A 24,893-nucleotide genomic window follows, 5' to 3' on the forward strand; every position below is an offset into this window, starting at 1 on the left:
GACCGACCTCCGTTTCGCTGTCGGGAGGCCCCGAGTGGAGACCTCCCGACCAACGTAACAAACGGATCAATCCAGCCGCAGATCGGCCAATTGCTTCTCGAAGGGGACGATCTCGTCCTCGTCGCCGCGCCGGGCGGGCCGGCCGGCCACGATGTCCGCGAACTCGGTCCCGGCGCGGGTGATCCGGGCCGGCAGCCCCTCGGTGTACTCGTCGCCGCCCGAGCCCCAGTCCTCCGACGCCGCGTAGACGCCGGTCGGGACGGTGAGGGCCCGCAGATAGGCGAAGAGCGGGCGCAGGGCGTGGTCGAGGGCGAGGGAGTGGCGGGCGGTGCCGCCGGTGGCGCCGAGCAGGACCGGCACGCCGGTGAGCGCGGACGGGTCGATCAGGTCGAAGAAGGACTTGAAGAGCCCGCTGTAGGAGGCGGTGAAGACGGGGGTGACGGCGATGACGCCGTCCGCCCCGGTCACCGCGTCGATCGCGCCCTGGAGCTTCTCGGACGGGAAGCCCGTGACGAGGTTCTTGGCGATGTCCACGGCGAGGTCGCGCAGTTCGACGACCTCGACGTCGACGGCGTACTCCCGCTCGGCGAGCCGGTAGCGGGCCGACTGGAGGAGCCGGTCGGCGAGCAGCCGGGTGGAGGAGGGGGTGCTCAGGCCGGCGGAGACGGCGACCAGCTTCAGCGTCCGCATGACCTCAGACCTCCTGCTTCTCTGCGGGCTTGGCCTCGTGGGCGCGCTGTACGGCGGGGTGGAGCGGGGCGGTGGCGGGGACGTCGGCCGGGCGCAGGTTCGCGAACTCCTTGCGGAGCACCGGGACGACCTCCTCGCCGAGGATGTCGAGCTGCTCCAGGACCGTCTTCAGGGGCAGCCCGGCGTGGTCGACCAGGAAGAGCTGGCGCTGGTAGTCGCCGACGTAGTCGCGGAAGGACAGGGTGCGCTCGATGACCTCCTGCGGGGAGCCGACGGTCAGCGGGGTCTCGCGGCTGAACTCCTCCAGGGAGGGGCCGTGGCCGTAGACCGGCGCGTTGTCGAAGTACGGGCGGAACTCCCGTACCGCGTCCTGCGAGTTCTTCCGCATGAAGACCTGGCCGCCGAGGCCGACGACGGCCTGCTCGGGGGTGCCGTGGCCGTAGTGCGCGTACCGCTGGCGGTAGAGGCGGACCATCTTCTCGGTGTGCTGCTTGGGCCAGAAGATGTGGTTCGCGAAGAAGCCGTCGCCGTAGTAGGCGGCCTGCTCGGCGATCTCCGGGGAGCGGATGGAGCCGTGCCAGACGAACGGCGGGACGCCGTCGAGCGGGCGCGGGGTGGACGTGAAGCCCTGGAGCGCGCTGCGGAACTTGCCCTCCCAGTCGACCACGTCCTCCCTCCACAGCTTGTGGAGGAGCGCGTAGTGCTCGATGGCGAGCGGGATGCCCTGCCGGATGTCCTGGCCGAACCACGGGTAGACCGGGCCGGTGTTGCCCCGGCCCATCATCAGGTCGACGCGCCCGTCGGCGAGGTGCTGGAGGGTCGCGTAGTCCTCGGCGATCTTCACCGGGTCGTTGGTGGTGATCAGGGTGGTGGAGGTGGAGAGGATCAGGTTCTCCGTGCGGGCCGCGATGTGCCCGAGGAGCGTGGTCGGGGAGGACGGGACGAACGGCGGGTTGTGGTGCTCGCCGGTCGCGAAGACGTCCAGGCCGACCTCCTCGGCCTTGAGCGCGATGGCGACGGTGTTCTTGATCCGCTCGTGCTCGGTGGGGGTACGGCCGGTCGTCGGGTCGGTCGTCACGTCGCCGACGGTGAAGATCCCGAACTGCATCGTGCTCACCTCTCGCCTTTCGCCGCCGGTGCCGGCCGCTTTGTTGGTTGAATCTTAAATCATCAGGGGGAACGGCGCACCCCCCGCGCCTATTCCCGGCCCTTAGGCTGGACGGCATGGCCGACGACCCCACCGACACCGAGCGCTGGAAGGAGCGGGGCGTGATGCTCCGCGTCTTCGTGTACGTCTTCGCCACGCACGCCTTCGCCGGCTTCGTCTGGGTGCTCTTCTACGTCGGGCAGCACGCCCAGAAGTGACCGCGAGCGACCGCGCGCGGGGGCTCCGGCCCCGCTCACGTAGAGTCCCGGGCGTGAACGCTGCTGCGATACCCGGGCCGGTGCCCGGTTCGGTACCCGGGCCGGTGACCGTCGTCGGGATCGGCGCGGACGGCTGGGACGGACTCCCCGAGCCCTCCCGACGGGCCCTGCGCGCCGCCGAGGTGCTGATCGGCGGCCCCCGCCAGCTCGGCCTGCTGCCCGCCGACTGCCCCGGCGCCCGCGTCCCCTGGCCCACCCCGCTGCTGCCCGCCGTGCCCGGACTGCTCGACGCCCACGCCGGCCGCCGGATCGCGGTCCTCGCCAGCGGCGACCCGATGTTCTACGGGATCGGGCACACGCTCGCCCGGACCCTCGGCCCCGAGCGGCTCCGGGTCCTGCCGCACCCGTCCTCCGTCTCGTACGCCTGCGCCCGCCTCGGCTGGCCCCTGGAGGCCACCGAGACCGTCTCCCTCGTCGCCCGCCCCCTCGACGCACTCGTCGCCCGGCTGCACGACGGGCGCCGCCTGCTGCTGCTCGGGGAGGGCCCCGAGTCCCCGGCCCGGGTCGCCGCCCTGCTGCGCGCGCGGGGCTGGGGCGGCACCCGGATCCGCGTCCTCGGACAGCTCGGCTCCCCGCGCGAGGCGCTCCTCGACGGCACCGCCGCCGACTGGCCGCACGGCGCCGCCGACCCGCTGCACGTGATCGCCCTCGACTGCGTCCGCGACCCGGACGCGCTCCGGCTCGGCGTCACCTCCGGCCTGCCCGACGAGGCGTACGAGCACGACGGGCAGCTCACCAAGCGGCACGTCCGCGCCGCCACGCTGGCCGCGCTCGCGCCCGCCCCCGGCGAGCTGCTCTGGGACATCGGCGGCGGCTCCGGCTCCATCGGCGTCGAATGGATGCGGGCCCACCGCGACTGCCGGGCCGTCTCCGTGGAACGCTCCCCGGAGCGCGCCGCCCGCATCGCGCGCAACGCGGCGGCCCTCGGCGTCCCCGGGCTGCGGGTGGTGACGGCCGCCGCCCCCGACGGGCTGGCCGGTCTTCCGGTGCCCGACGCGGTCTTCATCGGCGGCGGACTGACCGCCCCCGGCCTGCTCGACACCTGCTGGGACGCGCTCCCGGCCGGCGGCCGGCTGGTCGCCAACACGGTGACGCTGGAGTCCGAGGCGGTGCTCGCCGCACGCCACCGCGCGCACGGCGGCGAACTGGTCCGGCTCGCCGTCGCCGCCGCCGTGCCGGTGGGCGGCTTCACCGGCTGGCGGCAGGCGATGCCGGTCACCCAATGGTCCGTAACGAAGGGTTGAACACACCGACATGACCGTCTACTTCATCGGCGCGGGCCCCGGCGCGGCCGACCTGATCACCGTGCGCGGCGCGCGGACCCTCGCCCGGTGCGGGGTCTGCCTGTACGCGGGCTCGCTCGTCCCCGTCGAGCTGCTCGCCGAGTGCCCCCCGGACGCGAAGCTGGTCGACACGGCCCGGATGGACCTGGACCAGATCGTCGCGGAGACCGCCGCCGCCCACGCGGCCGGTCTGGACGTGGCCCGGCTGCACTCCGGCGACCCGTCCGTCTTCAGCGCCATGGCCGAGCAGATGCGCCGGCTGGACGCGGCGGGCATCCCGTACGAGGTCGTGCCCGGCGTCCCGGCCTTCGCCGCCGCCGCGGCGGCCCTCAAGCGGGAGCTGACCGTCCCGACCGTCGGCCAGACCGTCATCCTGACCCGGATCGCCCAGCAGGCGACACCGATGCCGGCCGGCGAGGACCTGGCGACCCTCGGCCGCAGCGGCGCCCTCCTGGTGCTGCACCTGGCGGCGCGGTACGCCGACCGGATCGTCGCCGAACTCGTCCCGCACTACGGCGAGGACTGCCCGGCGGCCGTCGTCGCGATGGCCAGCCGCCCGGACGAACTGGTGCTGCGCGGGACCCTCGCGGACATCGCGGACCAGCTGAGGGAGTCGGGGATCACCAAGACGGCGGTGATCATCGTGGGCCGCACGCTGGCCGCGTCGGAGTTCCGCGACAGCCACCTGTACGACCCGGCCCGGGACCGCCACACCTGCTGAGGCCCCGGACCGCGACGGGACGGCTCAGGCGTTGGGCCGCTTCCCGTGGTTGGCGCCCTTCTTCTTCCGCGCCCGGCGCTTGTTGCCTCGCTTCGACATGGCGGGTTCCTCCCTGGAGACCTGGGTGGGCTGGGGGCTCTGCCCTGGCAAGCCTAGGTTCGGGGGGTGGGGGGCGCATGTCGGGCATCCGTGCGCCGGTCGCCTGTACGGCGATAGGTATGGTGAGTATGGCTACCAAGAAGGTGACGGTGACGATCCCCGAGGACCTCCTGGAGGAGGTCCGCGCCGACGCGGCCGAGCACGGCCTCTCGGCGTACGTCGCGGAGGCGTTGCGGCTGCGGCGCGACCGCGACCGGCTGCGGGAGCTCGTCGGCTGGCTGGAAGAGGAGCACGGGGCGGTGGCCGAGAGAGAGCGGGCCGCCGCTCTCGCCGAGCTGGACGACCTCGATGCCGAGCACGACCGGCGCCGTGCGGCCCGTGAGCGGACCGCCGGGGAAGCCGCGTGACGAAGCGGCGGCCGGACCCCGCCCCCCGGGCCCGCACCTTGGTGCTGGACAGCGAGGCCCTGTCGCTGGCGGTCCGGGGCGACCGGACGATGATGGCCCGCCTCGACCTCGCCGCCGCCGGCCGCGCGGAGGTCATCACCTCCCCGCTGACCCTGGTCGAGGCCCACGACGGCAGGACGACCGGGCAGCGCTGGGACTGGATCCTGTCCCGGATCAAGGTGGCGGAGATCGGCAAGGACGAGGCCCGTCAGGCCCGCCGTCTCCTCGCCGCCGCCGGACTGCACGGCCACAAGTACGCGATCGGCGCGCTCCTGGCCGTCGTCGCCCTGCGGCAGACCGGGCACGTCACGGTGCTCACCTCGGACGTGGACGACCTGGAGCGGCTGCTCCCGGACCACGTCGTCGTCAGGAAGGTCTGAGCGGACCCGCCGCCTCCGAGCGCCCCACCACGGCCCCCGCCCGGTCGACGCACACCACGTCCACCGTCACCGGGGCGCCGCGCAGCACCGCCAGGGCCTCGTCGCGGGCCCGGGCGGCGACCAGGTCGCCGAGGGGGACGGCGGCGGCCTCGGCGAGGCGCAGGGCGGCCAGGCCCGTGTTCGCGGCGGTGATCTCCTCGGCCAGCGCCTCCGGGGCGCCGCCCGAGCGGGCCAGGTCGGCCAGGAAGCCCTTGTCGACCTGGGAGCGGGCCGAGTGCAGGTCCAGATGGCCCGCGGCGAGCTTCGACAGCTTCGCGAAGCCGCCGCAGACCGTCAGCCGGTCCACCGGGTGGCGGCGGATGTACTTCAGGACCGCGCCCGCGAAGTCGCCCATGTCGAGGAGGGCCAGCTCCGGCAGCTCGTACAGCTCCGTCACCGTCCTCTCCGACGTGGAGCCCGTGCAGCCCGCCACGTGGGTGAGACCGGCCGCGCGGGCCACGTCCACGCCCCGGCGGATCGAGTCGATCCACGCCGAGCACGAGTACGGCACGACGACACCCGTCGTGCCGAGGATCGACAGCCCGCCGAGGATGCCGATCCTCGGGTTCCAGGTCGACCGGGCGATCTCCTCGCCGCCGTCCACCGACACCGTGATCTCCACGTCCCCGCTCCCGCCGTGCGCCGCCGCGACCGCCGCCACGTGCTCGCGCATCAGCCGCCGAGGCACCGGGTTGATCGCCGGCTCGCCCACCTCCAGCGGCAGGCCGGGGAGCGTGACCGTGCCGACACCGGGACCGGCCCGGAAGACCACGCCCGAGCCGGGCGGCAGGAGCCGCACCGTCGAGCGGATCAGCGCCCCGTGCGTCACGTCCGGGTCGTCGCCCGCGTCCTTCACCACCCCGGCCGTGGCCGAGCCGGTGCCGGGATCCAGGGACTCCACCGCCAGCGCGAAGGCCGGGGTCTGGCCCTTCGGCAGGGTGATCGTCACCGGGTCGGGGAACTCGCCGGTGAGCAGCGCCGTGTACGCGGCGGTCGTCGCCGCCGTCGCGCAGGCGCCGGTCGTCCAGCCCGGGCGCAGGCCCGTGTGCTTGAGTTGGGCCTCACGCCCGCCGCCGGAACTCGTCGCACTCACGGATGGACTCCCATGCACGTACTCATACTCGGGGGAACGACCGAGGGCCGGGTCCTCGCCGGGCTGCTGCACGGCGCGACGGACGCGACGGACGGGGCCGGGCCCCGGGTCACCAGTTCCCTCGCCGGGCGGGTCGCCGCGCCGCGCCTGCCGGCCGGCGAGGTGCGGGTCGGCGGCTTCGGCGGGGCGGCGGGGCTGGCCGACTGGATACGGCTCCACGGCGTGGACGCGGTCATCGACGCCACCCATCCCTTCGCCGAGCGGATCAGTTTCAACGCGGCCCGGGCGGCCGCCACCGCCCATGTTCCCCTGCTCGCGCTGCGGCGGCCCGGCTGGGTCCCGGTGGACGGGGACGACTGGCACGAGGCGGGCTCGCTGGCGGAGGCCGCCGGCGCGCTCGGCGGGCTCGGTGACCGCGTGTTCCTGACCACCGGCCGGATGGGGCTCGCGGCCTTCGCCGAGCGCCCCGAGTGGTTCCTCGTCCGGTCCGTCGACGCGCCCGACGCGCCGATGCCCGCCCGTACCGAAGTCCTCCTGGAACGCGGCCCGTTCACGCTGGAGGGCGAACGTGAGCTGCTCGCCCGGCACCGGATCGACGTCCTGGTGACGAAGGACAGCGGCGGCGCGGCGACCGCCCCGAAGCTCACCGCCGCGCGCGAGGCCGGGATCCCGGTCGTCGTGGTGCGCCGCCCGCCCGTCCCGGCGGGGGTCGCGGTGGCGGCGACGCCGGAGGAGGCGGCCGGCTGGGCGCTGGGCCTGGGGCCCGCCTGAGGCCGGGGCCGGGCCTGAGGCCCCACCGGGGCGGGGGCCGGCCGGCTCCGGGGCCGGCCCCCGCCGGGCAGCGCGCGACAGACTCGGCGGCAGGTCCTTCAATGGAGAGATGAGTACCGTTCGATGGCTTGCCGCGGCGGGACTGACGGCGCTGCTCGGCGCCACGGCGCCGGGGCCCTCGCCGCCCCCGGCCCAGCCGCCCGCCCAGCTCGACGACGCCGACGTGCGGCGGGCCGTCGACCAGCTGGACGGGGTGGTCCAGGCGGCCATGAAACGGACCGGGGTGCCGGGGGTCTCCGTCGCCGTCGTCCACGACGGCAAGGTGATCAAGCTCCAGGGGTACGGCGTACGGAAGGTCGGCGAGAGCGCCACGGTCGACGCCGACACCGTCTTCCAGCTCGCGTCCGTCTCGAAGCCGATCGCCTCCACGGTGGTCGCGGGCGCCGTCGGCGTCGACGGCTGGACGAAACCCGTCGCGCCGTACGCGCCGGACTTCGCGCTCAAGGACCCGTGGGTCACCTCGCACATGACGGCCGCCGACCTGTTCGCGCACCGCAGCGGCCTCCCCGACCACGCCGGGGACCTCCTCGAAGACCTCGGCTACGACCAGCAGTACATCCTGTCCCACCTGCGGTACGAGCCCCTCACCCCGTTCCGGGCGAGCTACGCCTACACCAACTTCGGCCTGACGGGCGCCGCGGTGGCCGTGGCGGCGGAGAAGGGCGTGCCCTGGGACAAGCTGTCCGACGACGTCCTCTACAAGCCGGCCGGCATGAGCCGTACCAGCTCCCGCTTCCAGGACTTCGTGAACGCCCCCGACCGCGCCTACGGTCACGCGAAGGCCGCCGACGGCACGTGGAAGGCGCGGTACGTACGGGACGCGGACGCCCAGTCCCCGGCGGGCGGCGTCAGCTCGTCCGCCCGTGACATGGCGACGTGGGTGAAGCTCCAGCTCGCCGACGGCAAGCTGGACGGGCGCCAGATCATCCCCGCCGAAGCCCTCCAGCGCACCCACTGGCCCGAGGCGGTCTCCAACCCGCCGCACGCCCCGGCCGCGCGGACCGGCTTCTACGGCCTCGGCTGGAACGTGAGCTACGACGACGCGGGCCGGCTCAAGCTGTCGCACACCGGCGGCTTCGAACTCGGCGCGCACACCAACGTGACGATGCTGCCCGGCGAGCAGCTCGGCATCGTCGTCCTCACCAACGCCTCACCGGTCGGCGTCGCCGACGCCGTCGCGCTCGACTTCTTCGACATCGCGGAGCACGGGCAGCCCACCCGCGACTGGATCCCGCTCATCCAGCAGGTGTACCAGGCGCAGACGGACGCGCTCCGCTCGAAGACCGACTACACCCGCCCGCCGTCCGGCGCCGCGCCCCCGAAGGCCGCCCAGACCTACGCGGGCACGTACCGCAACGCGTACTACGGCCCGGCCCGGATCGTCGCCGCCGCCGACGGCACCCTCACCCTCCAACTGGGCCCGAAGCCCCAGTCGTACCGCCTGACGCACTACGCCGGCGACACGTTCAGCTTCGAGACCGCGGGCGAGAACGCCGTCGGCCGCACCGGGGTCACCTTCGCCCCGGACGGGAAGTCCTTCACCGTCGAGTACCTGGACGCGGAGGGTCTGGGGACGTTCAGCCGGTAGCCGCCGGGACCCTCCCGTCGGGGAGACCGTCTATCCGTACCGCCGCGGCGTCCACGCGATGGTCCGCCCGTCGCCCCGTTCCGTCACGACGGTCTGGGTGGAGCCGACCAGGAGCAGGGTGCGCATGTCGACCTCGGCCGGGTCCAGGGTCTTCAGGGTCAGGATCCGCACCGACTGCTCCGGGCCGCCGACGTCGCGGGCGACGACCACCGGGGTGTCGGGCGCCCGCAGCTCCAGCAGGAGCTCGCGGGCGGCGGCGACCTGGTGGGTGCGGGACCGGGAGCCCGGGTTGTAGATGGCGAGGACCAGGTCGGCCTCGGCGGCGGCGCGCAGGCGGCCGGCGATGACGTCCCAGGGCTTGAGGCGGTCGGAGAGGGAGATCGTCGCGTAGTCGTGGCCGAGCGGCGCGCCCGCCGCGGCGGCGGCGGCGTTGGCGGCGGTCACACCGGGCAGCACGCGGACGGGCACGTCGGCGTACCGCTCCTCCGAGGCGACCTCCAGGACGGCGGTCGCCATCGCGAAGACGCCCGGGTCGCCGCCGGAGACGACCGCGACGCGGCGCCCGCGCCGGGCCAGGTCGAGGGCGAACTCGGCGCGCTCCGACTCGACCTTGTTGTCGGAGCCGTGCCGGAGCTGCCCGGCGCGCAGGACCGGCACGCGGTCCAGGTAGGTGGTGTAGCCGACGAGGACGTCGGCGTTGACGAGCGCGCCGCGCGACTCGGGCGTCAGCCAGGGCGCCCCGGCCGGCCCGGTGCCGACCACGACGACCTCGCCCCGCTCGCGTACCGGCGGCTCGGCGTCGATGCGGGAGGGCAGGACGGCGACCGAGAAGTACGGGACCGAGTCCGGGGCTATCTCGTCGAGGCGGCCGGTGCGCTCGCCCGCCATGAACGCCCGCTCCACGTACCGCGCGTCCTCAAGCCGGCCGGCCCGCTCCAGGGCTCGCCGCACGGTGGGGAAGGTGCGGCCCAGCTTCATCACGACCGCCGAGTCGGTGCCCGCGAGGCGGGCCGTCAGCTCGTCCTCCGGCAGCGTGCCGGGGACGATCGTCAGCACCTCCTCCGCCTCGCACAGCGGCTCGCCGAGCCGGGCGGCGGCGGCGCTCACGGAGGTGACGCCGGGGATGACGGTGGTGTCGTAGCGGTCGGCCAGCCGCTTGTGCATGTGCTGGTACGAGCCGTAGAACAGCGGGTCGCCCTCGGCGAGCACGGCGACCGTGCGGCCCGCGTCGAGGTGGGCGGCGAGCCGGGCCGCGGCCTCCTCGTAGAAGTCGTCGAGCGCGCCCCGGTAGCCGCCGGGGTGGTCGGTGGTCTCCACCGTGAGCGGGTACATCAGCCGCTCCTCGATGTGGTCCTCGCGCAGGTGCGCGGCGGCGATCGAGCGGGCGATGGACCGCCCGTGCCGGGCCGAGTGGTAGGCGACGACGTCCGCCTCCGCGATGGCCTTCACGGCGGCCACCGTCATCAGGTCGGGGTCACCGGGCCCGAGCCCGACCCCGTACAGCTTTCCGGGCACGGCGGCCCCCGTGTTCACTGCCGTCACTGCTGGATCTCCGCTTCGTGCGCGAGGGCGTTGAGCGCCGCCGCGGTCATGGCGCTGCCGCCCCGGCGGCCCCGGACCACCAGGTACTCCAGGCCGAGGTCGTTGGCGGCGAGCGCGTCCTTGGACTCGGCGGCACCGATGAAGCCCACCGGGATGCCGAGCACGGCGGCGGGCTTCCCGGCGCCCTTCGCGATCATCTCCAGGAGGTGGAAGAGCGCGGTCGGCGCGTTGCCGACGGCGACGACGGAGCCCTCCAGGCGGTCCCGCCACAGCTCCATGGCGGCGGCCGAGCGGGTGGTGCCCAGCTCGGCGGCGAGGCCCGGCACGGCCGGGTCGGACAGCGTGCAGACCACGTCGTTGTCGGCGGGCAGCCGCTTGCGGGTGACGCCGCTGGCGACCATCCGCGCGTCGCACAGGATCGGCGCGCCCGCGCGCAGGGCGGCGCGGGCCGAGGCGACGACGCCGGGGGAGTAGGCGATGTCCCGGACCAGGTCGGTCATGCCGCAGGCGTGGATCATGCGTACGGCGACCGTGGCGACGTCGGCGGGCAGGCCCGCGAGGTCCGCCTCGGCGCGGATCGTGGCAAAGGAGCGGCGGTAGATCTCCGCGCCGTCCTTCTCGTACTCGTACATCCTGGTGTTCTCGCTCATCTCGTGGGTGTCGCCGGGCCGCGGGCCGCCGCGACGGCTTCGGACAGGGAGGTGCGGGGGGTGGGGGCGCCGTCGACGAGGTAGCCGCCGTCGGCGGTCGCGAGGACGTCGACCCAGGCGCCATGCGGGTGCCCGCAGCGGCGGTCGCAGCCCGAGTAGTGCACGGGCAGCGAGCCGGCCGGCGCGAGGGCGGCGTCCCGCCGCACGTCGGCGAGGGACTTGGCGCAGCCGGGGCGTCCGGCGCAGGCGCCGACGCCGGTGCCGGGGGCGTCGGGGCGGGTGATCAGGCCCGCCTCGGCCAGCGCGCCGAGCCGGGCGGGCGGCGCGGCGACGACCACCCCGCGCCAGGGCGTGAACCGCACCTCGGCGGCCGGTACCAGCGCCCGCAGCCGGGCGGCGGTGAGCCGCCCGAGCGGGGCGAGGACGTACAGGGCGCCGGGGCCGAGCGGCCCGGGGACGGGCGGGGCGCCCCACGGCAGCGGTACGGGGCCGGGGACGGGCTCCGCCGCGATCCCGGCGTCCGCGAGGGCGCCGGCGAGGGCGTCCGCGAGCTCGGGCAGGCGGTCCTCGGGCAGCTCCCGCACCCGCCAGGCGCCGTTCCCGGCGGCCCGGGCGGTCCGCAGGAAGGCCCCGGCGGCGGCGAGCGCGGCGCGCGGGGCGTCGACGGCGGCGACCCGCAGGGCGTGGCCGCCGAGGAGCAGCAGCGCGCGCTCGCCTGGCCCGGCCGCACCCGCCCCGGCCCCGGCCCCGGCGCCAGCCGTAGTCCCGGCCTCAGCACGGGCCCCGGCTCCCGCCCCCGTCCCCGCTCGCTCTGCGAGCAAGGTCACATCGCCGCCGAGCCCCGCGACGTCTCCGCGCCCGGAGTCCAGGACGAACAGGAAGCGGCCCGAGAGCGCCGTCGTCCAGTCCTCCGCGCACAGCAGCGCGTCCAGCTCGCGCGCCCACAACTGCGGGTCCGGGCCGCCGAGTCCGTCCAGGCCGGCGGTGGGCGAGGCGACGATGTTGCGGATCCGCTCGTGGCCCGGCGAGGGCAGCAGGCCCGCGCGGTCGAGGAGCGCGGCCAGCTCGGCGCCGCAGCCCTCGCCCAGGCCGCGCAGCTCCGCGTTGCCACGCGAGGTGATGCTGAGCTCCCCGTCGCCGAGGGACTCGGCCGCGTCGGCCAGTGCCAGGAGCTGAGGCTCCGTCAGGCGCCCCCCGGGCAGCCGGAGTCGGGCGAGCCGCCCGTCGTCCGCCGGGTGGAGTCTCAGCGCACCCGGACAGGCGTCGCCGCGATCCCGTATGAGAGGTTCGCCCGCTTCGGGCGAGGTGCGTGGGGTGGCCGACATGGCGGCGAGCATACCCACGGGCCGTCCCGCCCCCACCGGCCGTGACGCCGCCGTGGCCGGGTGTGATCCGCCCGACCCCAGGGCCCCTCCCCCGGGGCTCCCGGACGATCTAGGATGCAAGCGGCATGGGGTCCCAGGACCCCGGGGAGGAAGCCCGGTGAGAATCCGGCGCGGTCCCGCCACTGTGAGCCGGCCCGGGGGAACGCGGGGCGGTGAGTCAGGAACTCCCCGCCGTCCATACGACCACCCGGGGCGCGGACAACCCCGAGGAAGGGCCTGAGCTCGCCATGCTCCTGCTGCTGTCGCACTCCGACACCGACCTGCTCAGCGCCCGCGCGGCGAACGCCGCCCCGGCCGAGGGCGCGGTCGAGTGGCGGTTCGCCAACCCGGCCCGGCTGCCCGCCGCCGACCTGCCCGCCCTCCTCGACGGCGCCGAGCTCGTCGTCGTACGCCTCCTCGGCGGCCTGCGCTCCTGGGAGGAGGGCCTGGACGCGCTCCGCGCCGCCGGGAAGCCGGTCGTCGTGCTCAGCGGCGAACAGGCCCCCGACGCGCAGCTGATGGAGGCGTCCACCGTCCCGGTCGGCGTCGCCACCGAGGCCCACGCCTACCTGGCACACGGCGGCCCGGCCAACCTCGGCCAGCTCGCCCGCTTCCTCTCCGACACCGTGCTGCTCACCGGCCACGGCTTCGAGCCGCCCGCCGCCGCCCCCACCTGGGGCCCGCTGGAGCGCACCGCCTCCGAGGCCGTCGCCGACGGCCCGGCCGTCGCCGTGCTCTACTACCGCGCCCACCACATGAGCGGCAACACCGCCTTCGTCGGCGCCCTGTGCGACGCGATCGAGGCGCACGGCGCCCGCGCCAAGGCCCTGTACGTGGCCTCGCTGCGGGCCCCCGAGCCGGAGCTCCTGGAGGAGCTGCGCGGCGCCGACGCGATCGTCACCACCGTCCTCGCGGCGGGCGGCACCAAGCCCGCCGAGGCACAGGCGGGCGGCGACGAGGAGGCCTGGGACGCGGGGGCGCTCGCCGCGCTCGACGTGCCGATCCTCCAGGCCCTGTGCCTGACCGGCTCCCGCTCCGCCTGGGAGGAGAACGACGAGGGCCTGTCGCCGCTGGACGCGGCCAGCCAGGTCGCCGTCCCCGAGTTCGACGGGCGCCTGATCACCGTCCCGTTCTCCTTCAAGGAGATCGACGAGGACGGCCTGCCCGCGTACGTGGCAGACGCCGAGCGCGCCGCCCGCGTCGCCGGGATCGCCGTCCGGCACGCCCGGCTGCGGCACATCCCGAACGCCGAGAAGAAGCTGGCGCTCGTCCTCTCCGCGTACCCCACCAAGCACTCCCGCATCGGCAACGCCGTCGGCCTCGACACCCCCGCCTCCGCCGTCGCCCTGCTGCGCCGGCTCCGCGAGGAGGGCTACGACTTCGGCCCCGTCGAGGACCTCCCGGGCCTGGTCTCCGGCGACGGCGACGAACTGATCTACGCCCTGATCGAGGCCGGCGGCCACGACCAGGACTGGCTCACCGAGGAGCAGCTCGCCCGCAACCCGGTCCGCATCCCGGCCGCCGACTACAAGCGCTGGTACGCCGAGCTCCCGGCGGAGCTGCGCGAGCGGGTGGAGGAGCACTGGGGCCCGGCGCCCGGCGAGATGTTCCTGGACCGCTCCCGCGACCCGGAGGGCGACATCGTGCTCGCCGCCCTGCGGCGCGGCAACCTCCTCGTCCTCATCCAGCCGCCGCGCGGCTTCGGCGAGAACCCGATCGCGATCTACCACGACCCGGACCTGCCGCCCTCGCACCACTACCTGGCGGCCTACCGCTGGATCGCCGCCCGCGCCGAGGACGGCGGCTTCGGCGCCGACGCGATGGTGCACCTCGGCAAGCACGGCAACCTGGAGTGGCTGCCCGGCAAGAACGCCGGCCTGTCCGCCGCCTGCGGCCCGGACGCGGCCCTCGGCGACCTGCCGCTGGTCTACCCGTTCCTCGTCAACGACCCGGGCGAGGGCACCCAGGCCAAGCGCCGCGTGCACGCCACCCTCGTCGACCACCTCGTGCCGCCGATGGCCCGCGCCGACTCCTACGGCGACATCGCGCGCCTGGAGCAGCTTCTCGACGAGTACGCGCAGATCAGCAGCATGGACCCGGCGAAGCTGCCCGCGATCCGCGCGCAGATCTGGACGCTGATCCAGGCCGCCAGGCTCGACCACGACCTCGGCATGGAGGAGCGCCCGGAGGACGACGGCTTCGACGACTTCCTGCTGCACGTCGACGGCTGGCTGTGCGAGGTCAAGGACGCCCAGATCCGCGACGGCCTGCACGTCCTGGGCGGCGCCCCGGCCGGCGAGGCCCGGGTCAACCTGGTCCTCTCCATCCTGCGCGCCCGTCAGATCTGGGGCGGCACGCAGGCGCTGCCGGGCCTGCGCGAGGCGCTGGGCCTGGACGAGTCGGCGGCCACCCGCACCACCGCCGACGAGGCGGAGGCGAAGGCGCGCGAGCTGGTCGAGGGCATGGAGGCCGCCGGCTGGTCCGTGGACGCGATCGCGACCGTGGCCGACGGGTACGGCGACGAGGTCCACGCCGTGCTGCGCTTCGCCTGCGAGCAGGTCGTGCCGCGCCTCGCGGCCACCACCGACGAGCTCACGCACGCCGTCCACGCGCTGAACGGCGGCTTCGTCCCGGCCGGGCCCTCCGGCTCGCCGCTGCGCGGCCTGGTCAACGTGCTGCCGACCGGCCGCAACTTCTACTCGGTCGACCCGAAGGCCGTGCCGTCCCGCCTCGCGTGGGAGACCGGCCAGGCGCTCGCCGACTCGCTGCTGACCCGCTACCGCGACGACAACGGCGAGTGGCCGACCTCCGTGGGCCTGTCCCTGTGGGGGACGAGCGCGATGCGCACCGCGGGCGACGACGTCGCCGAGGCGCTGGCGCTGCTGGGCGTCCGCCCGCTGTGGGACGAGGCCTCGCGCCGCGTGAACGGCCTGGAGCCGATCCCGCTCGCCGAGCTGGGCCGCCCGCGCGTCGACGTGACGCTGCGCATCTCGGGCTTCTTCCGGGACGCGTTCCCGCACGTCATCGGCCTGCTCGACGACGCCGTACGGCTGGTCGCGGGCCTGGACGAGGACGCCGCCGACAACTACGTACGGGCACACGCGCAGGCGGACCTGGCGGAGCACGGCGACGAGCGGCGGGCCACCACCCGCATCTTCGGCTCCCGGCCGGGCACGTACGGCGCGGGGCTGCTCCAGCTGATCGACTCGCGGGACTGGCGCACCGACGCCGACCTGGCCGAGGTGTACACGGTGTGGGGCGGTTACGCGTACGGGCGCGGGCTCGAAGGGCGCCCGGCGCGCGCCGAGATGGAGACGGCGTACAAGCGGATCGCGGTCGCGGCGAAGAACACGGACACCCGCGAGCACGACATCGCCGACTCGGACGACTACTTCCAGTACCACGGCGGCATGGTGGCGACCGTCCGCGCGCTGAAGGGCACGGCCCCCGAGGCGTACATCGGCGACTCCACCCGCCCGGAGACGGTCCGCACCCGCACGCTGGTCGAGGAGACCTCCCGGGTGTTCCGCGCCCGCGTGGTCAACCCGCGCTGGATCGAGGCGATGCGCCGGCACGGCTACAAGGGCGCGTTCGAGCTGGCGGCGACGGTCGACTACCTCTTCGGCTACGACGCCACGACGGGCGTGGTCGCCGACTGGATGTACGACAAGCTCACCGAGGCGTACGTCCTCGACCCGGAGAACCAGGCCTTCCTGAAGGAGGCCAACCCGTGGGCGCTGCACGGCATCGCGGAGCGGCTCCTGGAGGCCGAGTCCCGTGGCATGTGGGAGAAGCCGGACCCGGAGACGCTGGCGGCGCTGCGCCAGGTCTTCCTGGAGACGGAGGGCGACCTGGAGGGCGCCGACGAGTCCTGAGCTCCTGAGCTCCTGAGTTACGATCCCGATCCGCGCGCTCGCGCGGATCGGGACTCCGACCTGGGGTGGGGTGGTGGGCGTGCGTGCCCGCGGAGCGGTGACGACGGCGGTGCTGGTGCTGGGCCTGACCCTGGGCCTGGGAGCCTGCTCGGGCGGGGGCGACGGCGGGAGCGGCGGGGACACGTCCCCGAGCCCGACCGCCCCGGCGTCCTCGACGTCTTCGGGGTCTTCGGGGTCCGCGGCCTCCCCGACCGCCGGGAGCCCGTCGGCCTCGGCCGGCGCGGACCCGTCGGCCTCGGCCACCCCGGCGGACGGCGGGCCTTCCGCGAGCGCGCCCCCGGCGCCCGAGCGCACCGCCCCCGGCATCGGCGGCGGGTCGCTGAAGCCGTACCCGCCGACTAGCGCGAGCACCCCGTAGCGGCTCCCGTCGCGGGCTCCGGCACGGCGGTCCAGGGCGCCAGCTCCAGCCGCCGCCCCCCGAAGCCCGCCCGCAGCCGCCGGTCGTGGCTGACGACCACCAGGGTGCCCGGGTAGTGCGCGAGCGCGGCCTCCACCTCCTCCACCAGGCCGGGGGAGAGGTGGTTGGTCGGCTCGTCGAGCAGCAGCAGCCCCGCCGGGGCGGTGACCAGGCGGGCCAGTTCCAGCCTGCGCCGCTGCCCCGCCGACAGCGCCCGCACCGGCGTCGCCAGCTCGGCCGGGGCGAACAGGCCGAGCCCGAGCAGCTCCCGCTCCCGGCCCGCGCCGAAGGCGACGGCCAGCGGGCGCGGATCGGCCGCGCCCGCGGTGTCCTGCCGCAGCAGCCCGGCCCGGACCGGCACGTCCACCGTGCCCGCGTCCGGGGCGAGTTCGCCCGCGAGGAGCCGCAGCAGGGTGGACTTGCCGGCCCCGTTCGGGCCGGTGACCAGCAGCCGTTCGCCCGGCTCCAGGCGCAGCGCGTCCAGCCGCAGCCGCCCCTCGACCCGCACCCCCGCGAGCTCCACGGCGGCCGGGCGGCCCTCGATCCGGGCGGCGAAGCGCAGCGGCTCGGGCGGCCGGGGCACCGGCGCGGCGGCGAGCCCGCGCAGCTCCTCGCGGGCGGCCCGGATCCTGCTCATCGCGCCGTGCGCCCGGGACCGGGCCCGGAAGGCCCCGGCGCCGCTGAAGGCCGCGGGGGCCTTGCGGGGGATGGCGGAGAAGCGGTCGATGGCGCGGTCGGCGAGCGCGGCGTACCGGGCGGACTCGGCCCGCCACTCGGCGTACTCCCGCTCCCGGCGGGCCCGGTCGGCGGCCCGCCCGGCCAGATAGCCGCCGTAGCCGTCGCCGTACCGGCGCACGGCCCGGGTCTCGTGGTCCACCTCCAGGACCGCGGTGGTGACCCGGTCGAGGAAGGCCCGGTCGTGGGTGACGGCGACGACGGTGCCGCGGTGGGACCGCAGCCGTTCCTCCAGCCAGCCGACGGCCTCGTCGTCGAGGTCGTTGGTCGGCTCGTCGAGCAGCAGGAGTTCGGGGTCGGCGGCGAGCGTCGCGGCGAGCGCGAGCCGGGAGCGGTGGCCGCCGGAGAGGGTGCCCAGGCGGCGCTCGCGGTCGAGGGGGCCGCGAGCGCCGAGCCGCCGCAGCACGCTCGCCACCCGCCGGTCGGCGTCGGGGCCGCCGCGTGCCTCGTAGGCGGCGAGCAGGGCGGCGTAGCCCTCCAGGTCGCCGGTGCGGGCGAGGGCGGCCTCGGCCGCGCGGATGGCCCGCTCCAGGGCCCGTACGTCGGCGAGGGCGAGGTCGATGGCGTCGCCGACGCGCGCGGTGGCGGGCAGGTCGAGGGTCTGGGCGAGGTGGCCGAGGCCGCCGGGCGCCTCGACGGTGACGGTCCCGGCGTCGGCCCGCTCCCGGCCGGCGAGCAGCCGCAGCAGGGTGGACTTGCCGGAGCCGTTGTCGCCGACGACGCCGACGCGTTCGCCGGCGCGGACGGAGAGGGAGACCCGGTCGAGGACGAGCCGGTCGTCGTGGCGCTTGGTGACGTCGGTGAGATGGACACGGAACAAGGGCGGCCTCCGGGGGCTGGGCGACAGAGCCGCGAGATGTAATGAGACGAGACGTAGCGTCTCGTCTATCTCGACGCGCTCACCGTACGCCCCTCCGGGGCATTCCCGCAAGACGTTGCGTCTCGTTAGCGCTTGTCGGTGCTCGTCGGCGTGCTCGTCAGTGGCTCGTCACTTCGGGGCGGGGGCTCCGGACCGCTCGCCCAAAACCCGGACCGCGTCCACGATCAGGTCCCAGAAGCGGTCCGCGTCCGCCTCGATGCCGACCTCGGCGTTGGCCGGCAGCCCGGTCACCCCGTCGAGGTCGATCACGGTCGCCCCGCGCGTGTACGTGCCGGTCAGCTCGACCGCGACCGGCGCCCGCACCAGGCTGACCAGCGACGGGTCGATCAGGTGGGCCACGGTCAGCGGGTCGTGCAGCGGGGGCGCGTCGAAGCCGAAGACCTCGCGGTAGGTGGCGGCGAAGTAGGTGAGCAGCTCGACGCACAGGTGCCCCAGCGGGGTGCCGAGCGCGGCGAGCCGGGAGAGCACCTCGGGGGTGGCCCGCACCTGGTGGGTGACGTTCAGGCCGAACATGGTGAGCGGGATCCCGCTGCGGAAGACGAGGTCCGCCGCCTCCGGGTCGCAGAGGATGTTGAACTCGGCGGCGGGTGTGGTGTTGCCCCGCCCGGTGGAGCCGCCCATCAGCACGATCCGCTCGATCCGGGCGGCCAGTTCGGGGTGGGCGAGCAGCAGTGCGGCGACGTTGGTCAGCGGGCCGGTCGGCACGAGGGTGACCGGCGCCGGGTGGGCGAGCAGGATGTCGCGGGTCAGCGCGAGGGCGTCGCGCGGGTCCTGCGGCACGGCCGGCTCGCCGTCGCCGAAGCCGGGCCCGTCGAGCCCCGAGCCGCCGTGGATGTCCTCGGCGACGCGCGGGGCCCCGTACGGTCCGGCGTGCAGCGGGCGGTCGCGTCCGGCCGCGACGGGTACGCCGTGGATCCCGGCCGCGGCGCACACCCGGCGGGCGTTGAGCGTGGTCTTCTCGACCGTCTGGTTGCCCGCCACGGTGGTGATGGCGAGCAGGTCGACGGCCGGATGGGCCGCGGCGAGCAGGATGTTGAAGGCGTCGTCGTGTCCGGGATCGCAGTCGAGGATCACGGGTACGGGCATGACCCCACCGTCCCACACCCCCGCCGCTCCGTCACGGCTTCCCCGCGCCCGTCACGGCTTCTTCGTGCCCTTGGCGTCCTTGGCGTCCTTGGCCGCCTTGACGGCCGCCGCCGCGTCCACGTTGCCGAGGCCGAGCTTCACCAGGTTCCGCGGGTTGCTCGCGGTGTCCTGGATCGTCTTCCGGATGGCGGCCGGGTCCAGCCCCTGCCGGTGCAGCAGCGCGGCGACGGCGGAGACGTACGGGGAGGCCATCGAGGTCCCGGACAGCTTGCCGTAGCCCGAGGCGTTCTTCAGGGACTCCTTCGTCGGGTACGTCGGCAGGGTGGACAGGATGTCCACGCCGGGCGCGGACACGGCGTTCTGGGCGCCGAAGTTGGTGAAGGAGGCGGGGGCGCCGTTCTCGCCGGCGGCGTTGACCACGAGCACCGGGGTGTCGAGGCGGTACGGCTGGAGGGCCGTGGAGTCGTTGCCGGCGGCGGCGACCACGACCGCGCCCTTGGCGTCGGCGACGGAGATGGCCTGGTTGAGGACGCCGCCCTTGAGCAGCCGGGCCATCAGGCCGGACTCGCCGAGGGAGAGGTTGATGACGTCGGCGCCGTGCTGGGCGGCCCAGACGATGCCCTTGGCGATGTTCTCGTCGCTGCCGCTGCCGTCCGCGCCCAGCACCCGCACCGGCATGATCTTGGCGCCCGGGGCGCCGCCCGCGACGCCCACGCCGTTGTCGGTGTGGGCGGCGGCGATGCCGGCGACGTGGGTGCCGTGGCCGTTGAGGTCCTTGGGCTGGTCGTCGCCGTCGACGAGGTCGTAGCCGTCGACCAGCCGGCCCTTGAGGTCCGGGTGGTCGAGGTCGACGCCGGTGTCCACGACGGCGATGACGGTGTCCTCGCCCCGGTCGGTGTTCCAGGCGTCGGGCATCTTCAGGGCGTCCAGGCCCCATTGGCCGCCCCGCAGCGGATCGGGCTCGGCCTGGTCGCCGCCGCAGCCGGTGGTCACGGCGGCGGTGAGGGCGGTCAGGGCCGTGAGGGCGGCGAGGGTGGTGCCGGTGGGCCGACGGCGCATCCGTTTCTCCCCATTCGTACGCGTTTGGGCCAGTCAGCGGCCAGTCAACAGGGAGCCGGGCGCTTCCGCATCCCGAGAATCTGATTGTTCTAGTAGAGTGGTAACAAGTAAAAGAAAGAGCGACCCTGGGGAGGACTCCGTGAACCGTGCCGCACCCCGGCTGCGCCTGCTCGCCGCGCTGCCGTTCGTACTCGCGCTCGCCGTCGGCCCGCCGCTGTCCGCGCTCTGGCGCGACCGGCTGCCCGGCCGGCTCGCCACCCACTTCGGCGTGGACGGGGTCGCCGACGGCTTCACCGGCACCGGTGTCTTCCTCGCGGTCGGCGCGGTGCTGCTGCTCGCGCTCGGCGCGGGCTGGACGCTCCTCGTGCGCCGCCGGGTGCTGTGGGGGGCGTGGGCGACCGCCGGGTTCACCGGCGCGCTGCTCGTCCTGACCCTCCGCGCCAACCTGGACCTGGCCGACCCCGCCGGGGCGCGGCTGCCGCTCGCCGGCCTGACCGTGGCGCTGGCCGTCGGCGCGCTGCTGGCCCTCGCGGGCCGGGCGCTCATCCGGTTCGTCCCCGAGGAGCCCCCGCACCCGGCGGCGGCGCCCGGCGGGGAGCTCCGGCTCGACCTGGGCGACGGGGAGCTCGCGGGCTGGGCGCGGACGGCGGGCTCGCCGCCGATGAGCCTGCTCGCCGGGGCGTTCCTGCTGGCCGTGCCCGTCGTGCTGCTCTTCGCCCCCTGGCCGTACGCGCTGATCCCGCTGGCCGTCGGCGTGCCCGGGGCGGCGCTGAGCCGGGTCCGGGTGACCGCCGACCGGCGCGGGCTGACCGTCCGCCCCGCGCTGGCGGCCCGGCCCCGGCTGCGGGTGCCGCTGGCCGAGATCGCCGGGGCGACGGTCCGGGACGTCGAGCCGCTCGCCGAGTTCGGCGGCTGGGGCTACCGGGTGCGGCCCGGGGCCGCCGGGGTGATCCTGCGCTCGGGCCCCGCGCTGGCCGTACGGCGGCGGGACGGGCGGGAGTTCCTGGTGACGGTCGACGACGCCCCGACGGCGGCGGCGCTCCTGAACACCCTCACGGCCCGAGGCGAGCGGGGGCCCGGCGCCCCCGGCTCCCCCGCCGCCCCCGGCGTCCCCGGAAAGGACTGACCGTGCTCTTCCGGGTCGATCCCGCCTCCGCCGTGCCGCTCGGCGACCAGATCGCCGGGTGCGTCCGCGGCGCGCTCGCCGACGGCAGCGCCGCTCCCGGCGAGCGGTTGCCCGCCGCGCGGGAACTCGCCGACTCCCTCGGCGTCAACGTCCACACCGTGCTGCGCGGCTACCAACGGCTGCGCGAGGAGGGCCTGATCGAGCTGCGCCGGGGCCGAGGCGCCGTCATCGTCCCGGGCGCAGCCGCACCCGGGCGGGCGCGACTCGTCGACGGCCTGCGCTCCTTGGCGGCCGAGGCCCGCCGACTCGGGCTGACCGACGCGGAGTTCCTGGACCTGGCGCGGGCGTCCCTGGACTGAGGGGGCGCTCCCCCGGGTGGCGGGGAGGGTCCCCTGTGACAGGAGGGGCGCTCCCCGGTGGCGGGAAGGGCGCTCCCCGGTGGCGGTCCTCACCCCGCCACCGGCGCCCCCGTCCGCACGTTCCAGCGGCCCGCGCGGCCCGACAGCTCCACCGCGTGCAGGGGGCGGACGTCCAGGCGCCACAGGGCGGAGCCGGGGGCGTCCAGGGCGTGGGCGACGGCCGCGCGGACGACGTCCGGCTCCACGAAGGCGTACACCGCGCCGGTGCCCGGCTCCAGCGCGTCCAGCCAGCCCGCCACCCGCGCCCGCAGCGCCCGCAGGGACTCGCCGCCGTGCGGGGCCGCGTCCGGGTCGGACAGCCACGCGGCCACCGACTCCGGTTCGGCGGCGGCGAGTTCGTCCAGCCGGCGGCCGTGCCAGCGCCCCACCGCGCAGCCCGCCAGGGCCGGTTCGGGCCGCACGGCCGCCGGGTCGATCCCGAGCGCGGCGGCGGTCGCCGCGCACCGCCCGGACGGCGAGCTCACCACCCGTACCCCCGCCGCCAGGCGCAGCGGCCCCGCCGTCACCGGCTCCACCGGGCCGGAGTCGTCGAACCGCGCCTCCCGGAGCGCGGCCGTCGGAGCGGGGGAGATCAGCGTGAGCCGGACGGTCGGCAGGGCGCGCGCGGGCATGGGTGATTCATCCCTCAATTCATCGGCCCTTCTCCCAGGCGCTCTTGGCGCGGAGTGACGGGCGCGGTACGGTCAGGCGTCAATTTCCACAGAACGACGACGGCGAGACGGAAGCCCGGTGTGAATCCGGCACGGTCGCGCCACTGTGAGCCCGCCCCGGCGCCCCCGGGAGAGGTGAGTCAGACCCGACGACCGTCGTCGCGCACCACCGTATGGGACGCGAGTTCCCCAGGAGGTTCCACCATGGCCGAGGCCATAGCGTCGCCCGTCGCCGCATCCACGCCGTCCATCGCCGTCCCGGTTTCCCTGCCGGTCCGCGCGGTGCTCCCGTGGGCGCTGTTCGCCGGGATCCTGATGCTCGTCGCGCTCTACTTCGTCGGTGCCGAGCAGGGGGCCACCTCGCTCTTCGCCGGCAGCGACGTCCACGAGTGGGTGCACGACGGGCGCCACCTGCTCGGCTTCCCCTGCCACTGAGGGGCGAGCACGCACATGTCGTCCACCGCTCCATCCCCCGTCCCCGCCACCGGGACCCCCGCCGCTCCCACGGGCTCGCTCGTGGGACGGCTCCTGCTCCGCGGCATGCTCGCGGGGCTGCTCGCCGGCCTCTTCGCCTTCGGCGTCGCGTACGTCGCGGGTGAGCCGTCGGTCAACGCCTCGATCGCCGTCGAGGAGGCCGCCGCCAAGGCGGAGCACGCCCAGGCCCACAGCCACGGCTCGGGCCACGGGCAGGCCGCGGAGCCCGCCGAGGAGGAGGAGATCGTCAGCCGGGACCTCCAGTCCACGGCGGGTCTCGCCACCGGCGTCCTCGTCTACGGGGTCGCCCTCGGCGGCATCGCGGCGCTGGTGTTCTGCTTCGTGCTGGGCCGGATCGGCCGCTTCGGCGCGAAGGCGACCGCGGCGCTCGTCGCGGCGGGCGCCTTCACCACGGTCTACTTCGTCCCGTTCCTGAAGTATCCGGCGACCCCGCCGGCCGTCGGCAATCCGGACACCATCGGGCAGCGCACCACGCTGTTCTTCCTGATGATCCTGCTGAGCGTGCTGCTCGGCGCCGCCGCGGTCGTCGCGGGCCGCAGGCTCGCCCCCCGCCTCGGCAACTGGAACGCGACCGTCGTGGCCGGCGCGGGCTTCGTCGTCGCGATCGCGGTCGCCTGCCTCTTCCTGCCCGGCAACGAGGACGCCGTCCAGGCGAGCTTCCCCGCCGCCGTGCTGTGGGAGTTCCGGCTCGCGACCCTCGGCATCCAGGCAGGGCTGTGGGTGGTCTTCGGACTCGCCTTCGGCCTGCTCGCGGAGCGGCTCCTCGCCCCGCGTCCGGCTCCGGTACCGGCGGCGCGGCCGGCCCCGGCCGCCTGAGCCGCCACCCGTCCCGTACGCGGTCACCGGCCCCGTACCCCTCACCCGGGGGTACGGGGCCGACGCGCGTCCATCGGCTCCGGCCGGGGCGGGTGCCGCCCGGGTCAGCCCAGCTCGCGCACCGGCGCGCCCGCCAGGAACGCCTCGATGTCCTCGACCGCCTCCCCGAAGTAGCGGGCGTAGTTGGCCTCCGTGACGTACCCGAGGTGCGGCAGCGCGAGGACGTTCGGCAGGGTCCGCAGCGGGTCCCCGGCGGGCAGCGGCTCCGTCTCGTACACGTCGAGCCCGGCGCCCGCGATCCACCCCTCGCGCAGCGCCCGCAGCAGCGCGGGCCCGTCGACGAGACCCGCGCGGGAGGTGTTCACGAGGTACGCGCCCGGCCGCATCGCCCGCAGCTCCGCCTCCCCGAGCAGCCCGCGGGTGCGGTCGGAGAGCACCATGTGCAGCGAGACCACGTCGGCGGCGCCCAGCAGCGCGGGCAGGCTCTCCGCCCGCCGCACGCCGTGCCCGGCGGCCCGCTCGTCGGTGAGGTTCGGGCTCCAGGCGGCCACGTCCATGCCGAAGGCGAGGCCGATCCGCGCCACCCGCCCGCCGATCTTGCCGAGGCCCACCAGGCCCAGGGTGCGGCCGGCCAGGTCCAGGCCGAGCGTCGACTGCCAGGGTCCGCCCTCGCGCATCGCCCGGCTCTCCGTGTGCACGTGCCGGGCCAGGCCCAGGATCAGCGCCCAGGTGAGCTCGGTGGGCGGCTCGGAGCCGCTGGCGGTGCCGCAGACGGCGATCCCGCGGGCCCGGGCGGCGGCGACGTCGACGGAGGCGTTGCGCATCCCGGAGGTGACGATCAGCCGCAGCCGGGGCAGCCGGTCCAGGAGCGCGGCGTCGAGGGGGGTCCGCTCGCGCATCACGACGAGGATCTCGCAGTCGCCGACGGCGGCGACCAGCTCGTCCCGGTCGCCGAGGTGCTCGCGCAGGGAGCGCGCCTCGACCCGGCCGTCGAGGCGGCTCCAGTCGGCACGGGACAGGGCGACGCCCTGGTAGTCGTCGAGTACGGCACAGCGCAGCTTCATGCCCGGATGATCGCAAACGGCCCCGCTCGGAGCGACAAACCTCCGTGTCCCCCGCACAATCGGACTGATCTGCCCTGGTT

At 75.5% G+C, this 24,893-nt stretch carries 24 protein-coding genes and 1 riboswitch; of the genes, 12 read left to right on the forward strand and 12 right to left on the reverse strand.

Going from position 1 to position 24,893, the window contains the following annotated elements; genetic code table 11:
* Positions 1-66: 66 nt before the first annotated feature.
* Positions 67-690, reverse strand: a complete 624-nt coding sequence (locus ACZ6J5_RS21175; protein WP_469393701.1) for an FMN reductase — start codon at positions 688-690, stop codon at positions 67-69.
* Between the two features lie 4 nt (positions 691-694).
* Positions 695-1,798 (reverse strand): LLM class flavin-dependent oxidoreductase, encoded by a 1,104-nt coding sequence (locus tag ACZ6J5_RS21180; protein ID WP_469393703.1) that lies wholly within the window; start codon positions 1,796-1,798, stop codon positions 695-697.
* A gap of 116 nt (positions 1,799-1,914) precedes the next feature.
* Between ACZ6J5_RS21180 and ACZ6J5_RS21185 the strand changes: the two genes are divergently transcribed.
* Genes ACZ6J5_RS21185 through cobM form a run of 3 tightly spaced genes read left to right on the forward strand, consistent with a single transcriptional unit; the run spans position 1,915 to position 4,119 of the window.
* Entirely contained in the window at positions 1,915-2,055 is a 141-nt protein-coding gene (locus ACZ6J5_RS21185) for a DUF6126 family protein (RefSeq protein WP_469393705.1), read from the forward strand.
* 53 nt (positions 2,056-2,108) lie between these two features.
* Positions 2,109-3,359 (forward strand): precorrin-6y C5,15-methyltransferase (decarboxylating) subunit CbiE, encoded by a 1,251-nt coding sequence (cbiE, locus tag ACZ6J5_RS21190; RefSeq protein WP_469393707.1) that lies wholly within the window; start codon positions 2,109-2,111, stop codon positions 3,357-3,359.
* A 10-nt stretch (positions 3,360-3,369) separates the two neighbouring features.
* Positions 3,370-4,119, forward strand: a complete 750-nt coding sequence (gene cobM / locus ACZ6J5_RS21195) for a precorrin-4 C(11)-methyltransferase (RefSeq protein ID WP_469393709.1) — start codon at positions 3,370-3,372, stop codon at positions 4,117-4,119.
* A gap of 24 nt (positions 4,120-4,143) precedes the next feature.
* On the opposite strand, the gene ACZ6J5_RS21200 is transcribed toward cobM, so the two are convergent.
* On the reverse strand, positions 4,144-4,218 hold the full coding sequence (locus ACZ6J5_RS21200; RefSeq protein WP_373297613.1) for a 50S ribosomal protein bL37: 75 nt from the start codon (positions 4,216-4,218) through the stop codon (positions 4,144-4,146).
* 128 nt (positions 4,219-4,346) lie between these two features.
* Here ACZ6J5_RS21200 and ACZ6J5_RS21205 point away from each other — a divergent pair, with 128 nt between their 5' ends.
* Together ACZ6J5_RS21205 and ACZ6J5_RS21210 are read left to right on the forward strand one after the other, a co-directional pair.
* The gene (locus tag ACZ6J5_RS21205) at positions 4,347-4,625 is read left to right on the forward strand and encodes a CopG family transcriptional regulator (protein WP_469393711.1); all 279 of its coding nucleotides are present in this window, start codon (positions 4,347-4,349) and stop codon (positions 4,623-4,625) included.
* Positions 4,622-5,044 carry a hypothetical protein gene (locus ACZ6J5_RS21210; RefSeq protein ID WP_469393713.1) on the forward strand — a complete coding sequence of 141 codons (423 nt, stop codon included), beginning with the start codon at positions 4,622-4,624 and terminating at the stop codon, positions 5,042-5,044. The genes ACZ6J5_RS21205 and ACZ6J5_RS21210 overlap by 4 nt, the downstream gene beginning before the upstream one ends.
* On the opposite strand, the gene ACZ6J5_RS21215 is transcribed toward ACZ6J5_RS21210, so the two are convergent.
* The gene (locus ACZ6J5_RS21215) at positions 5,031-6,176 is read right to left on the reverse strand and encodes a cobalt-precorrin-5B (C(1))-methyltransferase (protein WP_469393714.1); all 1,146 of its coding nucleotides are present in this window, start codon (positions 6,174-6,176) and stop codon (positions 5,031-5,033) included. The genes ACZ6J5_RS21210 and ACZ6J5_RS21215 overlap by 14 nt on opposite strands.
* A 12-nt stretch (positions 6,177-6,188) precedes the next feature.
* On the opposite strand from ACZ6J5_RS21215, the gene ACZ6J5_RS21220 reads away from it, so the two are divergent.
* Both ACZ6J5_RS21220 and ACZ6J5_RS21225 read left to right on the forward strand, forming a co-directional pair.
* Positions 6,189-6,947: a cobalt-precorrin-6A reductase gene (locus tag ACZ6J5_RS21220; RefSeq protein ID WP_469393716.1), complete on the forward strand. Its 759-nt coding sequence runs from the start codon at positions 6,189-6,191 to the stop codon at positions 6,945-6,947.
* A 109-nt stretch (positions 6,948-7,056) separates the two neighbouring features.
* A complete protein-coding gene (locus ACZ6J5_RS21225; protein WP_469393718.1) occupies positions 7,057-8,595 on the forward strand; it encodes a serine hydrolase in 1,539 nt (512 codons plus the stop codon).
* Between the two features lie 30 nt (positions 8,596-8,625).
* Here ACZ6J5_RS21225 and cobJ read toward each other — a convergent pair whose 3' ends face one another.
* The 3 genes from cobJ to ACZ6J5_RS21240 all read right to left on the reverse strand — a co-directional run bounded on the left by cobJ (position 8,626) and on the right by ACZ6J5_RS21240 (position 12,112).
* Positions 8,626-10,059 (reverse strand): precorrin-3B C(17)-methyltransferase, encoded by a 1,434-nt coding sequence (cobJ, locus tag ACZ6J5_RS21230; RefSeq protein ID WP_469394178.1) that lies wholly within the window; start codon positions 10,057-10,059, stop codon positions 8,626-8,628.
* Positions 10,060-10,133: 74 nt separating this feature from the next.
* A complete protein-coding gene (locus ACZ6J5_RS21235; protein WP_469394180.1) occupies positions 10,134-10,769 on the reverse strand; it encodes a precorrin-8X methylmutase in 636 nt (211 codons plus the stop codon).
* 14 nt (positions 10,770-10,783) lie between these two features.
* Complete coding sequence (locus ACZ6J5_RS21240) at positions 10,784-12,112, reverse strand: cobalamin biosynthesis protein CobG (RefSeq protein ID WP_469393720.1); 1,329 nt, start codon at positions 12,110-12,112, stop codon at positions 10,784-10,786.
* Between the two features lie 107 nt (positions 12,113-12,219).
* A riboswitch (cobalamin riboswitch) is annotated at positions 12,220-12,359 on the forward strand.
* Between the two features lie 40 nt (positions 12,360-12,399).
* Here ACZ6J5_RS21240 and cobN point away from each other — a divergent pair.
* Positions 12,400-16,026, forward strand: coding sequence for a cobaltochelatase subunit CobN (gene cobN, locus ACZ6J5_RS21245; RefSeq protein WP_469394182.1), 3,627 nt, complete (start codon positions 12,400-12,402; stop codon positions 16,024-16,026).
* A gap of 398 nt (positions 16,027-16,424) precedes the next feature.
* Here the strand turns inward: cobN and ACZ6J5_RS21250 are convergent, their stop codons facing one another.
* The 3 genes from ACZ6J5_RS21250 to ACZ6J5_RS21260 form a co-directional block, all read right to left on the reverse strand.
* On the reverse strand, positions 16,425-18,038 hold the full coding sequence (locus tag ACZ6J5_RS21250; RefSeq protein WP_469393722.1) for an ABC-F family ATP-binding cassette domain-containing protein: 1,614 nt from the start codon (positions 18,036-18,038) through the stop codon (positions 16,425-16,427).
* A 168-nt stretch (positions 18,039-18,206) separates the two neighbouring features.
* Positions 18,207-19,184: a nucleoside hydrolase gene (locus ACZ6J5_RS21255; protein ID WP_469393724.1), complete on the reverse strand. Its 978-nt coding sequence runs from the start codon at positions 19,182-19,184 to the stop codon at positions 18,207-18,209.
* Positions 19,185-19,235: 51 nt separating this feature from the next.
* Entirely contained in the window at positions 19,236-20,243 is a 1,008-nt protein-coding gene (locus tag ACZ6J5_RS21260; RefSeq protein WP_469393726.1) for a S8 family serine peptidase, read from the reverse strand.
* A gap of 139 nt (positions 20,244-20,382) precedes the next feature.
* Here ACZ6J5_RS21260 and ACZ6J5_RS21265 point away from each other — a divergent pair, with 139 nt between their 5' ends.
* Together ACZ6J5_RS21265 and ACZ6J5_RS21270 are read left to right on the forward strand one after the other, a co-directional pair.
* Positions 20,383-21,369, forward strand: coding sequence for an SdpI family protein (locus tag ACZ6J5_RS21265; RefSeq protein ID WP_469393728.1), 987 nt, complete (start codon positions 20,383-20,385; stop codon positions 21,367-21,369).
* 2 nt (positions 21,370-21,371) lie between these two features.
* The gene (locus ACZ6J5_RS21270) at positions 21,372-21,728 is read left to right on the forward strand and encodes a GntR family transcriptional regulator (RefSeq protein WP_469393730.1); all 357 of its coding nucleotides are present in this window, start codon (positions 21,372-21,374) and stop codon (positions 21,726-21,728) included.
* A gap of 89 nt (positions 21,729-21,817) precedes the next feature.
* Here the strand turns inward: ACZ6J5_RS21270 and ACZ6J5_RS21275 are convergent, their stop codons facing one another.
* Positions 21,818-22,399, reverse strand: coding sequence for a histidine phosphatase family protein (locus ACZ6J5_RS21275; protein WP_469393731.1), 582 nt, complete (start codon positions 22,397-22,399; stop codon positions 21,818-21,820).
* A 243-nt stretch (positions 22,400-22,642) separates the two neighbouring features.
* On the opposite strand from ACZ6J5_RS21275, the gene ACZ6J5_RS21280 reads away from it, so the two are divergent.
* Both ACZ6J5_RS21280 and ACZ6J5_RS21285 read left to right on the forward strand, forming a co-directional pair.
* Positions 22,643-22,873 carry a CbtB domain-containing protein gene (locus ACZ6J5_RS21280; RefSeq protein WP_362484068.1) on the forward strand — a complete coding sequence of 77 codons (231 nt, stop codon included), beginning with the start codon at positions 22,643-22,645 and terminating at the stop codon, positions 22,871-22,873.
* 15 nt (positions 22,874-22,888) lie between these two features.
* A complete protein-coding gene (locus tag ACZ6J5_RS21285) occupies positions 22,889-23,749 on the forward strand; it encodes a CbtA family protein (protein ID WP_469393733.1) in 861 nt (286 codons plus the stop codon).
* Between the two features lie 104 nt (positions 23,750-23,853).
* On the opposite strand, the gene ACZ6J5_RS21290 is transcribed toward ACZ6J5_RS21285, so the two are convergent.
* A complete protein-coding gene (locus tag ACZ6J5_RS21290) occupies positions 23,854-24,813 on the reverse strand; it encodes a D-2-hydroxyacid dehydrogenase family protein (protein WP_469393735.1) in 960 nt (319 codons plus the stop codon).
* Positions 24,814-24,893 lie beyond the last annotated feature (80 nt).

Source organism: Streptomyces sp. NPDC042100 (genome assembly GCF_055582325.1).